Origin of the sequence: Vagococcus proximus (assembly GCF_029143285.1) — a bacterium.
Taxonomy (GTDB): Bacteria; Bacillota; Bacilli; order Lactobacillales; family Vagococcaceae; genus Vagococcus_D; species Vagococcus_D proximus.
Window position 1 is genome coordinate 15,627 of record NZ_JAPDSH010000008.1, and the last position, 12,937, is coordinate 28,563.

Consider the following 12,937-nt stretch of genomic DNA (forward strand, 5'->3'; position numbering starts at 1 on the left):
TTTTCCGTATAATCATTTTATTCTACTGAGAATAAGTAAGGGTAAACCGGTTGGCCACCTTCGTGAATTTCAACTTCTAAATCACTATCGATATTTAAGATTGCTGCTTCTAATGCTTCTGCATCTTCTGCATTACCATCTTCACCAATGATGATTGTAACAATTTCGCTATCTTCATCAATCATTTTTTCTAATGTTGAAATAGATGTCGCCACTAATTCAGACTGACAGACAACAATTTTGCCTTCTAACATTCCGATATAATGACCTTCTTTGATTTCGATACCGTCAATAGTTGTATCGCGAACTGCAGTCGTTACTTGACCACTCTTCACTTCATCTAACATTGCAATCATCGCTTCTTTGTTATCATCTAAAGATAATTGGTCGTTATAACCTAACATCGCTGTCATACCTTGAGAAATAGTTTTTGAAGGAACAACTGCAACTGGAATATCACTTACTTCAGCTGCTTGATCTGCTGCCATAAAGATATTTTTGTTATTTGGTAAAATAACAACATTTTCAGCATTGACTTCGTCAATTGCTTTTAAGATATCTTCAGTACTTGGGTTCATTGTTTGCCCACCACTAATGATATAGTTAGCACCTAAACTACGGAATAACTCTTGAACACCTTCACCTGCTGCAATAGCAATAACACCAAATGGTTTAGCTGGTTGCTTTTCAGAAACAGGGACAGTTTTTTCATTTTCTAAAATAGTATCGTGTTGTAAACGCATGTTATCCACTTTAATTTTAACTAGTGAACCGAATTTTTGCCCATAGTTCATTACTTCGCCTGGACGTTCTGTATGAACATGAACTTTGATAATCTCATCATCAGCAACTACTAATAATGAATCACCTAAATCATTTAAATAGTTACGGAATGTATCATAATCAAATTCGCTATCAACAGTTTCACCTTCGCCAATTTTAACCATGATTTCAGTACAGTAACCGAATGTAATATCTTCAGTCGCAACATGACCTGCTACACTACGGTGGTGCTCAGCATTAACCATTTCAGTCATTTGCGCTGCATTTGGTTGGTAAACTGGATTTTCAACGATTTTACCTGATAAAACTTCTAAGAATCCTTCGTAGATGAATAATAGACCTTGTCCACCACTATCAACCACGCCAACTTCTTTTAAAACAGGTAATAAATCTGGTGTACGGTCTAATGATTTTTTAGCCCCTTTAACAACAGCTTCCATTACTTCAACACAGTCATCTGTTTCTTTTGCTTTTTTCTCACCAGCTTTAGCCGCTTCGCGAGACACAGTTAAAATAGTTCCTTCAACAGGTTTCATCACTGCTTTATAAGCTGTTTCCACACCATGAGTAAATGCTGCTGCTAAATCTTGCGCATTTAATTCAACTACGTCTGGAATTTGTTTTGAAAAACCACGGAATAATTGAGACAAAATAACGCCTGAGTTTCCACGAGCTCCCATTAATAATCCTTTAGATAAAACTTGAGCTAATTCGCCCACACTTTCAGAAAGACTTGATGAGACTGCTTCAGCCCCACTTGTCATTGATAAATTCATATTTGTTCCTGTATCGCCATCTGGCACTGGGAATACATTCAACGAGTTAACGTATTCTGCATTCTTATCTAAACGTTCCGCCCCAGCTTGAACCATTGCTTGGAACTGACCGCTCTTTATAGTTGCTACCTTCACTTAATTATCCTCCTTAAGATTAGACTACCCACTGACGCTCTAGTCAGGTAGTACGCGTACGCCTTGTACAAAAATATTTACTGAGTTAGCTGTAACGCCTAACATTGTTTCAAGATTATATTTAACACTCTCTTGCACGTTACGACTCACTTCTGAGATTTTTGTGCCGTAGCTAACAATCGTATAGACATCAATTGCTACCCCGTTATCTTCTTGACGAACGACAACTCCACGAGAATAATTTTCTTTACGTAGTATTTCATTTAAATTATCTTTGATTTGATTTTTACTAGCCATTCCAACGATGCCGTAAATATCTGTTGCAGCCCCGCCTACGACGGTCGCAATCACATCGTTACTAATTTCAATAGTTCCTGCTTGTGTTTTAATTTTTACAGCCATAAGATTAAGCCTCCTTTGAGCTATAATTGCCCATTTTCTTCTTTTATTTTATCATAGGCGTTGTTTATTTAAAAGGTTTATAAGCTTATTAATGTTTTTTTAAGAGTCTTTTGTCAACAACTAGAACTTTCTTCGCTTATTTTCGATAAAAAATAACAAAATTAGCTTGCAATAAATAGCTATCCATGATAAATTAGTCTAGTATGAGCAGAACAAATATCCGCTCCAATATCAAAGCAAAGGAGGAAGAAACATGGCAAAAGAATGTTATATTACTGGACGTAAATCTAGAAGTGGTAATACACGCTCTCACGCGATGAATGCATCAAAACGTACTTGGAAACCGAATTTACAAAAAGTCCGTATTTTAGTAGACGGTAAACCAAAAAAAGTTTGGGTTTCAACTCGTGCTTTGAAATCAGGTAAAGTAGAACGCGTTTAATCTAATTTCAAAAAAATAAAAACCATTCAAACAATTGTTTGAATGGTTTTTTTATTTGTCTTTACTTTGTATTACCGCAATCAGTCCCGAACTAAATGAAAAATGACTCTTCTCACCTACAAATTCGTTACTCGACAAACTTACAGGGTAAGGAATTTCCTGCTTCGTTAACGTATATTTCGCATCCACTAAGGTCAACTCGCTTACGGGAGTTAAACAAACATATGCCAAATAAAATTTATCTTCTTCTTTACTAATACAATGTTCCCCTGGTAAATAGTACGTAATTGTATTTTGTGCATCCATCAAAGTAAGTCTACTAGCAATTTGCTGATATTTCGACCCAATTACTAACCATAAGTTTGAAAGAAAATGATCCAGGCGTCCTCCAGTAGCTCCTATTAAATATATTGGAAACTCTGGATAATCTCTCATTGCAATCGACAAAGCCAATTGTGTATCTGTTTCATCTTTTTCCGGCTTAGCATAGTTGATATTGCTTACTTTTTCTTCCACTCTCTTTAACTCTGATTCTGCAAGAGAATCAAAATCGCCAACGGCCCACTCAGGAACTATACCTTCCTCTAATAAAAAATGAGCACCCCTATCTACTCCAAACCAAATCGTGTCAGTTGATAAAAAATTAGAAATATCAGGCCAGAGGTCTCTAGGCCCCCCAGCCACTATTACTATTTTTTTGCTCATGATTCAATCGCAGCTTTCAAAAGTTCAATTTGTTGAGCTGGATTTTCCGCATTGTAAACATACGACCCAGCTACAAAAACATCTGCTCCTGCTTGTGCACATAATGCAGCAGTTTCTGGTACAACTCCGCCATCCACTTCAATTTCATAGTCATAACCGCATTCTTTACGAATAGCTGCTAATTCTTCAATCTTAGTTAAACAAGACGGTATGAACGCTTGTCCGCCAAACCCTGGATTAACTGTCATAACTAGTACTAAATCAACCATACTTAACACTTCTTTAATCGCTGATACCGGCGTTGCTGGGTTAATAACCACACCTGCTTTAACACCTGCATTTTTAATCATTTGTAATACACGGTGTAAGTGAAGCGTACTTTCTTGATGCACAACGATAAAATCTGCCCCTGCTTTAGCAAAGTCTTCTACGTAACGCTCAGGTTCTGTAATCATCAGATGAACATCTAATGGTAATTTTGTAGTAGGTCTAATAGCTGATACCACATTAGCGCCGATTGTAATATTTGGTACAAATTGCCCATCCATAACATCAACGTGGATATAGTCCGCTCCACCTGCTTCTACTACTTTAATATCTCGTTCTAAATTCGCAAAATCTGCACTTAAAATCGATGGTGCTATCTTCATATTTATTCCTCCATTATATTATTTTTTATTTTTACCATACATTGGCTTACGATTTTCTATCTCACCTAAAAATTGACAGTAATTTTTATATCGGCTTTCGATAATATCACCAGATTCAACTAATGCTTTCACTTCACATTTTGGCTCATGAATATGTAAACATTCTCTAAATTTGCAAGAAGCAGAGGCTTCTGCTATCTCTGGGAATTGAGAGGTTAACTCTTCAGCTTCAATCTCTAGAAAATCGATGGCACTAAACCCTGGTGTGTCTCCTACCAAACCATCTGCTAACGGTATTAGCTCAACATGACGTGTTGTATGACGTCCACGACCAAGATAGTCAGATATTTCTCCAGTTTTAAGAGCTAATTCAGGGGAAATCTTATTTAGAAGCGTTGACTTGCCTGCCCCTGTTTGTCCCATAAAGGTGGTTAACTTCCCTTTGAATGTCGCAGTTAAAGACCTAATAGCCTCCGCGTCACTCTCTTTCTCCGAAAGAAATACCTCATAACCTATTTCTTCATAATTTTTTTTGATAACTTGCATCTCTGCATACTGCTCTTCTGTTAATAAATCAACTTTTGTAAAATAGATAACGGGTAATATTTTTTCATATTCCAACGTCACTAAAAACCGGTCTAATAAATTACTAGAAAAATTGGGCTCTACACAGCTCATCACAACAACACCTTGATCAATATTAGCAACAGCTGGTCTTACTAATTGATTATGTCGAGGCAATAATTCTAATATATAACCATCTCTTGTATTGTCACTTTCAAATTGAACATAATCTCCAACAAGTGGCGTTAGTTTCCTATTCCTAAAATTCCCTCGTGCTCTTGTTTGATACGTTTCACCTTCAGAAAATACATAATAAAAACCACTTAAAGCTTTTCTAATTTGCCCTTCTTTCAACAAAGCACCTCCATCTCTTCTCACCCTTTACTCTACTTAAAAAAAGCAGATATTTCAAGAACTTTTAGTTAAATAAAAAGGCAAGGGAAAAATCCCTCACCTCTTTTCTCTAATCTTTAGTTTTCCCATCCAACTGTTCAGCAGGTTTTGCTTCACTCGATTGATCATCTGAACTCTCACTCTCAGAAGACGATGTTTCACTAGTTTCATCTGTTTCTGAGGTCTCTTCATCCTCTGATGACTCCTCTGATTCGCTGCTCATTTCTTGTTCTTTCGACTCTGTAGTGCCGCTTGTCTGTCTTTCCTCAGTTTCTGATGTCGCAGTTGGTTCTATCTTTTCTTTACCTAAAGAAATAGTAATGGTAACAGTATCTCCTTTACTAACGGATGTCCCCATAGGTGGATCTTGATTCACCACTCGGCCTTCGGACATCGCATTAGAATAGGATACTCTTTCTTCATACAGAAGACCTTTCGATTCTAAATACTCTTGAACTTCCATTTTCGTGTAACCATCCAAGCCGCGCAACACGAATGTCTCAGCGCCTTTACTGACAGTCAATTCTATCTCATCATTTTTAGGATCAAGTTCTGCGCCTGCTTCTGGAGTCTGAGAAATAACGGTTCCTTTTGGCACCTCATCATCCTCTTGCTCAACTTTAGTTATCTGCTTTTCACTAAACCCCATGTCAGCCAATTCACGATACGCATCCTGATAAGTTTTATCTTTAAAATCCGGAATCTCAATTTTCTTAGAACCAGTACTTATATATAAACTCACACGAGCACCTGGCTTAACACGAGTAAATGCTGGCGGATTCGTTTTTACAATCTTACCTTCTTCAACTGACCCATTCGCAATTTCTTTTAAATCAGAATCAATTAATAAATCTAAATCTGATAAAATTGATGTCGCTTCTAATGACGTCTTACCTTTCAAATCAGGAACTTCAATCGTAGGTTTAGGACTAAAGGCTAAGAAACTAGCAACCGCTATCCCACCTGCAATCAATACTAATAGAAATAACCACCATTTCCCTCTTTTTTTCTTAGGTTCTGCGTAAGCGATAGGTTCTTCGTTATCCTCTTCTCCCTCTTTAGTAGATGGAATATATGGACCATCCATTTGTCTAAATGAATCTGGCATAGGGGTATCATCAGTAATAGGCTCTAATACACGAGTCTGATCTTCCTCAGCACTTGGCACAAAGACTGCTTCATTGGCACGTTCCGGGTTAAGGGACGTTACCAAATCATTAAACATATCATCCGCCGTCTCGTATCGATCCGAAGCTTCTTTAGTCGTAGCATGGAGAACTACATTCTCTAAAGCTTGCGGAATCTCTGAATTCACCTGCTTAACCGAAGGAACTTCCGACTGGAAATGCTTAAGTGCGATAGATACTGCAGATTCCCCTTCAAATGGTACATTTCCGACTAAAAGCTCGTACAATATGATACCTAATGCATAGATATCAGATTGTCTTGTCGCCATGCCTCCACGAGCTTGCTCTGGAGAAAGATAATGAACCGACCCTAATAACGTATTAGTCTGAGTTAACGATGTTTCTGACAACGCAATCGCAATTCCAAAATCAGCTATCTTAACATTACCCTCTAAATCTAATAAGATATTTTGAGGTTTTAAATCACGATGAATAATACGTTGACGATGGGCAAGTGAAATTCCTGATAAAATTTGACTCATAATAGAAACCACTTCATCTAGTGAAATAGGATGATTATCTTTAATATAACGCTTCAAGTCCGTCCCTTTGACATACTCCATTACCAAATACTGCATGCCATTTTCTTCACCCACATCATAAACACCTACAACATTTGGATGCACTAGTTCAGATGCAGCCAAAGCCTCACGTTGAAATCTTCTAATTGCAACTTGATCATTTTGAAAATCAAAACGCAGAACTTTAACCGCTACATCTCGATCTAAAATTAAATCTCGTGCCAGAAAGACATTGGACATACCGCCACTACCAATATTCCCTAACACCTTATAGCGTCCATTTATTTTATGACCTATCTCAATCATGAGTTACCTCCTCAACACCGTCGGTTACCTTCGCTAGTAGTACCGTTATATTATCAACACCACCAGCTTCATTCGCTTCATTAACAAGCGAACTTAACGCTTCTTCTAATGTCGGAGCATCTAATATCAATTTTAAAATAACATCATCAGACACCATATTTGTTAAACCATCTGAACATACCAAAAGAACATCTTCTGGCAATGTCTTCATATCGGTTACATCAATCTCAACTAAACCAGGCATCCCAATCGATCTGACCAATACATTTTTTCTTGGATGAGTCTGAGCCATCTCTAGTGTGATTTCTCCACTCTTAACCAACTCATTTACTAAAGAATGATCGTCTGTCAATTGCTTAATCTTACCTTCTCTTATCAAATAAAAACGACTGTCCCCTACATGAGCAAATATTAATGAGTCCTCTAAAAGAACCAAGGCAACTAGCGTCGTCCCCATTCCTGTTTGTTCAGGATTAGTTTGGCCTTTTTCATAAATAAGCTCATTTTCTGCTTGAATATTTTTTAGCAACCACTGAATAATTTCTTCTTGTTCAGATAAACTTGATGACTCCCAAGCTTTCCCTAAATCAGAAATCGTTAGTTGACTCGCTATATCACCGGCTTGGTGACCTCCCATGCCATCGGCAACCATCGCTAACTTTAAGTTAGTTTGGTTTACATATACACCTACAGCATCTTGATTGCTTCGTCTTTTACAACCGATATCTGTTAAAAAACCAATTTCCATGATTACACCTCTTTACTTTTTTCTCAAGACTGTCGCTGTAAACAACAAATAAAGAATCCATCTGTCTGATACTGATGTGGATAAATCGTCACTGAAGGGAATTCTTCATTAGACTGAATATCTTCACAGCCCTTAATATCAATTGCTTTATACTCAGGATGTTTTTCTAAAAATGAACGAATCACCCCTTGATTCTCTTCTTGAGTAATCGTGCATGTACTATACGTCATTATACCCGATTTTTTTAATTTTGGCGCTAAGCTTTCTAAAATACCTAATTGAATACTCGGTAGCCCCTCAAAATCTGACTCTTTTTTGCTATATTTAATATCTGGTTTACGTCTTAATAATCCTAAACCAGAACACGGGGCATCCGTTAAAATACGATCAAACGTTTCATCAGCATACTCTTCAGATATTTTTCTAGCGTCTAACACTTTTGCTTCAACACGATCTGACACATGTAAACGCTCAGCATTAGATTCGATTAACTTAACTTTATGTTTATGGATATCTAAAGCAATAATTTTACCACCTTTTGCTTCATCAACATACGTTGCCATGTGTGTTGTCTTACCACCTGGAGCTGCACATGCATCTAATACAACATGATTAGGTTCAATTTGTAAACTTGGCGCTACTAACATAGACGACTCATCTTGTACCGTCAATTTACCTTCCTTAAACAACCAACTTCCAGCAATAAACCCTTTTTTACCTGTTAAACCAACAGGAGATAACTCACTAGCTACGACTTCTAAATCATTATCAATTAAATCTTGAACCGCTTCATCGCGACTGATTAAAGCCGTATTAACACGAGCGCTTACGCGGCTTGGTTCAAATAAAGATAAGCCTATAGCTTTTGCTTCTTCTTCACCCAGTATTGCTACTAATTTTTGAACCAACCAAACCGGCATACTTAACTCTACTGATAGGCGCTCTAATGGATCTTTGATAGAAGATACTTCTGGAAGACCTTTACGTTGAATCGTTCTTAAAACACCGTTAACAAATTTACTTGCACCGACATTCCCTTTAGCTTTCGCTATTTCAACAGCCTCATCAACAACTGCATGAGCAGGTACTCTATCTAAATACTCTAATTGATAAAGCGATAATAATAATAATTGCTTAACCCATGGGTCAATTTTCTTAGCATTAACCACAAAGGGTGCCAAATAAAACTCTAAAGTTAATTTACGACTTATTGTACCATAAACAATTTCTGTCATTAATCTGCCATCTTTTTCACTCAGTTGAGCATCATTCATCGCTTGATTAATTAATAAATTTGAGTAAGCTTGTTGTGTTTCCACTTTATTTAATACATTCATCGCTACAAAACGTGCACTACTTTTTATTTTTACTGGGATTTTCTTCGCCATCTAATTCACCTTTTGGTCAACGGTTAAACCTTGACCAGCTCCATTCAAGAATTCAGCAGCACTAAGTTTACCTTTGCCTGCTGGTTGTATTGTTTTAATTACTAACACTGTTCCATTGCCACATGCAATTGAGAAATCTTTTTTATTAATTTCAATAATTGTACCCGGTTCTGAATTTGTTGTCGTATCACTAACACTCGCTTGATACAATTTCCAACGACTGTCTTCAAACATCGTGTAAGCCACTGGCCAAGGATGCATCCCTCTGATTTGATTATTGACTTCTGTTGCTGTTTTATTCCAGTCGATTCGTTCTTCTTCACGACTAATGTTAGGAGAATACGTTACTTTCTCTTCATCCTGTACACGTGTTTTAATGTCGCCAGCAAGATAACCTGGTAATGTTTCTAATAACAAATCACGACCTAGAACACTTAACTTATCGAACATTGTTCCAACATCATCTGTCCCCTCGATAGTTAGAGAACCTTGCGATATGATATCTCCCGCATCCATTTTCTTGACCATCTCCATAATCGTAACACCCGCTTCTTCATCTCCGTTAATTAACGCATAATGAACTGGCGCGCCACCACGGTATTTAGGTAGTAAGGATGCATGAACATTTACGGCACCATACTTAGGTGCTTGTAACAACTTCTCTGGTAAAAATTGGCCAAAGGCAGCCGTTACAATAATATCTGGTTGTAGTTCAATAACACGTGCCATCTCTTCTGAACCTGAAATTCTTTCTGGTTGTAATACTTCCAAGCCATGCTTTACTGCCGCCGCTTTTACAGGTGGTGGGGTCATTACTTTTTTACGTCCCACAGGTCTATCTGGTTGTGTCACAACTGCTAACACATCATACCCCGCTTCTAATAAGCCTTCTAGTACTGGCACTGAAAAACTTGGTGTTCCCATAAATACTAGTTTAGTCATTTTCTCGTCCCTCCATATACTCATCTAAATCTTCTGGTGCAATACGCTCTATAATTTTATCTGTAAATAATTTACCATCTAAATGTTCAATTTCATGTTGCATAGCTCTCGCAAAATATTCTGTTGCTGTCACCTCATACTCGTCACCTTCACGATCAAAATATCGCACCGTCACTTCATTGTAACGTTCAACTGTTCCATAAATATTTGGGAAACTTAAACACCCTTCGACATCTATGTTAGAGCCTGAGCTGCGAACAATAACAGGATTAATCATTTCAAACAACCCTGTTTCATCATCTATTTCAACAATCGCCACACGTAAACTTTTCCCTACTTGTGGGGCTGCTAGACCTATCCCATCATGGGCAATCATTGTTTCACGCATATCATCTAATAACTGAACTAATTCATCCGTCACCATATCAACTTCCTGTGTGGGTCTTTCTAATATCTTATTTGGGTGTATCACTACTGGTAAACGCATTAATTCCCTCTTTTCTTTTTCATTGCAACTTTATTATATGAACTGTTGAGGTTCAACATCAATTGAAATTTTCAACCCTTTTCGCATAGCCACTTGACTGTCTTCTAATATTTTTTTTAACGCTTCGTTTAAAGCCGGTTCATTCTTATATTTGATAACCATTTGATAAAAATAACGATTATTCACTCTTAAAATAGCTTTAGGTGTCGGTCCTAATAAAATGCTAGTCGGTGAAAGAACATCTTTCAGCTCCATAACTATTTCGTACATTTTTTTAGCTGCTTTATTTTCTTCCTCATCACTAGCTGTTATTTTAACTGTATAAAAGAATGGTGGGTAATTCCCCTGGTGTCTCATATACATCTCTTTTTGATAAAACCCTTCAAAGTCTTGTTCTTTTGCAAATTCGATCGCATAATGAGTCGGATTAAATGTCTGAATAATAACTTCACCAGGTTTTTCAGCACGACCTGCTCTGCCACTTACTTGAGTAAGCAATTGGAATGTTCTCTCCGCTGACCTGAAATCTGGCAAATTAAGAGCTGTATCCGCATTTAGTACACCTACAAGTGTTACATTAGGGAAATCCAGCCCTTTAGCTATCATTTGCGTCCCTAATAAAATATCTGCTTGATGATTGCCAAACTTTTCCAAGAGAGCTTCATGAGCACCTTTTCTTCTTGTTGTATCAACATCCATTCTTAATATACGCGCTTCAGGAAATATCTCTTGTAACTCTTCTTCAACTTTTTGAGTCCCCGTTCCATAATAACGCATTTTCGAACTCGCACAGACTGGACATTTCGAAGGAATCTCTTCTTCGTGACCACAATAATGACATTTCATTTTTCTGTTATCCATATGAAGCGTTAATGAAATATCACAATTTGGACACGGTAGGACAAAGCCACAATCCCGACACATAATAAAGGATGAATACCCTCGACGATTTAACATTAAGACACTTTGTTCACCTTTTGCCAAACGATCTGTCAGCTTATCTAACAGAGTCTTAGAGAAAGTTTGCATTTTACCTAGTGTCATCTCATCACGTAAGTCAACAATATCAATCGTTGGCAGTTGGGCAGCCTGATTCGCTCTCCTTGTCAGAGTTAAGAATTGATAAACTCCTTTTTGCGCTCTAGCTCGCGTTTCAAGACTTGGTGTCGCACTTCCAAGAATAACAGGGCACTTATGATAGTGACTTCTCCATATCGCCACATCTCTAGCGTGATAACGAGGAGAATCATCTTGCTTATAGCTCGCTTCATGTTCCTCATCGACTACAATCACACCTACATTGTCTAATGGGGCAAATACAGCTGACCGAGCACCTACTACAACACGAGCTTCTCCGCGTTCAACTTTGCGCCACTCATCGTATTTTTCTCCTACAGATAAGCCACTATGTAAAACAGCAACATCATCGCCAAATCGACTTTTAAAACGATTAGCGGTTTGTGGAGTCAACGAGATCTCTGGTACTAGCATAATAGCCGTTTTATTTTTCTTTAATGCGCTCGCAATAACTTGTAAATACACCTCTGTCTTACCACTTCCCGTTATACCTTCTAACAAGAATGTATCTGGTTGTTGCGCTTCAACTGATTCTTTGACCGCTTCGTATGCCACCTGCTGCTCAGGATTTAATACTTGCGGCTGATCTTTTATAATTGTTTTGCCTGCAAAAGGATCCCGCTGAATCTCACGATCAATCAGTTCTAGCCAACCTTGTTTTTCAGCGGCATTAATCGTAGCACGACTAATTTCATGTTGTTTAATAGCTTCCGTCACCAAAATTGAGGTCTCATCAGACATCTGTTGCAGTAAATTCAAGAGTTTTACTTTTTGATGGGCTCTAGCAGACAACGATTCTCGTATTTCTTCTGCAGATTCAACTGTTAATCTACTATGAATGGCTTTGGCAGTCTTACTCTTATTTTTAGTCTTAACCTCGTACCTAATCTCTAATTTTTCTTCCTGCCTCAATGCCATTAACTCAGGTAAGCGATTAGATAGAACAGCCTCGTCCCACGGTATCTCGTCTCGTCCTTTAAAAATCTCAAATGAAATAGAGTCTGGAACCTCATCAATCAATCTCAAATATTTCTCATAGGACGCCTTCATCACACTTGGTAACATTGTTTGAAGACAGGTGATTTTAAACGAAAAAGTTTTTTCCTTTATTTCATCCGCTAGTGCTAATAACTCATCATTCAAAACAGGAGCTAGGTCTAAAATGGCAACAATCTTCTTCATATCATAACCAGAAAAATCCGACATCGACTCATAATATACTGTATTAAGTACAAACCCTTGTACATGACGATTACCATTTCCAAAGGGAACTTCTACTCTCATCCCTTTTTTTATATACTTTCCTAAGGCAGGAGGGATCAAATAAGTATAGGGTGTATCCGTCTGCATTGTCGGGACATCTACAATTACTTCCGCTACATAAATCATTACCAATCCAACCTTTCTTAACAATTTATATGTATCTCTCTT

12 protein-coding genes are annotated in these 12,937 nt (G+C 37.6%); 1 reads left to right on the forward strand and 11 read right to left on the reverse strand.

Going from position 1 to position 12,937, the window contains the following annotated elements; translation table 11 throughout:
* Nucleotides 1–17: 17 nt before the first annotated feature.
* Nucleotides 18–1,694 carry a DAK2 domain-containing protein gene (locus tag OL233_RS09675; RefSeq protein WP_437184415.1) on the reverse strand — a complete coding sequence of 559 codons (1,677 nt, stop codon included), beginning with the start codon at nucleotides 1,692–1,694 and terminating at the stop codon, nucleotides 18–20.
* A 39-nt stretch (nucleotides 1,695–1,733) separates the two neighbouring features.
* Nucleotides 1,734–2,096 (reverse strand): Asp23/Gls24 family envelope stress response protein, encoded by a 363-nt coding sequence (locus OL233_RS09680; protein WP_126832832.1) that lies wholly within the window; start codon nucleotides 2,094–2,096, stop codon nucleotides 1,734–1,736.
* A 253-nt stretch (nucleotides 2,097–2,349) separates the two neighbouring features.
* Here OL233_RS09680 and rpmB point away from each other — a divergent pair, with 253 nt between their 5' ends.
* Nucleotides 2,350–2,538 (forward strand): 50S ribosomal protein L28, encoded by a 189-nt coding sequence (rpmB, locus tag OL233_RS09685; RefSeq protein WP_126832830.1) that lies wholly within the window; start codon nucleotides 2,350–2,352, stop codon nucleotides 2,536–2,538.
* Between the two features lie 51 nt (nucleotides 2,539–2,589).
* On the opposite strand, the gene OL233_RS09690 is transcribed toward rpmB, so the two are convergent.
* The 9 genes from OL233_RS09690 to priA form a co-directional block, all read right to left on the reverse strand.
* Nucleotides 2,590–3,243: a thiamine diphosphokinase gene (locus OL233_RS09690; RefSeq protein WP_275472113.1), complete on the reverse strand. Its 654-nt coding sequence runs from the start codon at nucleotides 3,241–3,243 to the stop codon at nucleotides 2,590–2,592.
* The gene (gene rpe / locus OL233_RS09695; RefSeq protein WP_275472114.1) at nucleotides 3,240–3,893 is read right to left on the reverse strand and encodes a ribulose-phosphate 3-epimerase; all 654 of its coding nucleotides are present in this window, start codon (nucleotides 3,891–3,893) and stop codon (nucleotides 3,240–3,242) included. Before rpe ends, OL233_RS09690 begins: the two co-directional genes overlap by 4 nt.
* Before the next feature lie 18 nt (nucleotides 3,894–3,911).
* Nucleotides 3,912–4,811, reverse strand: a complete 900-nt coding sequence (rsgA, locus tag OL233_RS09700; protein WP_275472204.1) for a ribosome small subunit-dependent GTPase A — start codon at nucleotides 4,809–4,811, stop codon at nucleotides 3,912–3,914.
* A gap of 109 nt (nucleotides 4,812–4,920) precedes the next feature.
* Entirely contained in the window at nucleotides 4,921–6,864 is a 1,944-nt protein-coding gene (gene pknB, locus OL233_RS09705) for a Stk1 family PASTA domain-containing Ser/Thr kinase (protein WP_275472115.1), read from the reverse strand.
* The gene (locus OL233_RS09710; RefSeq protein WP_275472116.1) at nucleotides 6,857–7,612 is read right to left on the reverse strand and encodes a Stp1/IreP family PP2C-type Ser/Thr phosphatase; all 756 of its coding nucleotides are present in this window, start codon (nucleotides 7,610–7,612) and stop codon (nucleotides 6,857–6,859) included. Before OL233_RS09710 ends, pknB begins: the two co-directional genes overlap by 8 nt.
* A gap of 23 nt (nucleotides 7,613–7,635) precedes the next feature.
* Nucleotides 7,636–9,000, reverse strand: a complete 1,365-nt coding sequence (rsmB, locus tag OL233_RS09715; protein WP_275472117.1) for a 16S rRNA (cytosine(967)-C(5))-methyltransferase RsmB — start codon at nucleotides 8,998–9,000, stop codon at nucleotides 7,636–7,638.
* A complete protein-coding gene (gene fmt, locus OL233_RS09720; RefSeq protein WP_275472118.1) occupies nucleotides 9,001–9,942 on the reverse strand; it encodes a methionyl-tRNA formyltransferase in 942 nt (313 codons plus the stop codon). It lies immediately after the preceding gene.
* Entirely contained in the window at nucleotides 9,935–10,429 is a 495-nt protein-coding gene (gene def / locus OL233_RS09725) for a peptide deformylase (protein ID WP_275472119.1), read from the reverse strand. Before def ends, fmt begins: the two co-directional genes overlap by 8 nt.
* A 33-nt stretch (nucleotides 10,430–10,462) precedes the next feature.
* Nucleotides 10,463–12,895, reverse strand: a complete 2,433-nt coding sequence (gene priA / locus OL233_RS09730; RefSeq protein ID WP_275472120.1) for a primosomal protein N' — start codon at nucleotides 12,893–12,895, stop codon at nucleotides 10,463–10,465.
* Between the last annotated feature and the right edge of the window lie 42 nt (nucleotides 12,896–12,937).

Coding starts and splice junctions, on each gene's coding strand:
- rpe (WP_275472114.1), bottom strand. CDS start 3,893: ATGAAGATAGCACCATCGATTTTAAGTGCAGATTTTGCGAATTTAGAA.
- pknB (WP_275472115.1), bottom strand. CDS start 6,864: ATGATTGAGATAGGTCATAAAATAAATGGACGCTATAAGGTGTTAGGG.
- priA (WP_275472120.1), bottom strand. CDS start 12,895: ATGATTTATGTAGCGGAAGTAATTGTAGATGTCCCGACAATGCAGACG.
- rpmB (WP_126832830.1), top strand. CDS start 2,350: ATGGCAAAAGAATGTTATATTACTGGACGTAAATCTAGAAGTGGTAAT.
- OL233_RS09680 (WP_126832832.1), bottom strand. CDS start 2,096: ATGGCTGTAAAAATTAAAACACAAGCAGGAACTATTGAAATTAGTAAC.
- OL233_RS09690 (WP_275472113.1), bottom strand. CDS start 3,243: ATGAGCAAAAAAATAGTAATAGTGGCTGGGGGGCCTAGAGACCTCTGG.
- fmt (WP_275472118.1), bottom strand. CDS start 9,942: ATGACTAAACTAGTATTTATGGGAACACCAAGTTTTTCAGTGCCAGTA.
- def (WP_275472119.1), bottom strand. CDS start 10,429: ATGCGTTTACCAGTAGTGATACACCCAAATAAGATATTAGAAAGACCC.
- rsmB (WP_275472117.1), bottom strand. CDS start 9,000: ATGGCGAAGAAAATCCCAGTAAAAATAAAAAGTAGTGCACGTTTTGTA.
- OL233_RS09710 (WP_275472116.1), bottom strand. CDS start 7,612: ATGGAAATTGGTTTTTTAACAGATATCGGTTGTAAAAGACGAAGCAAT.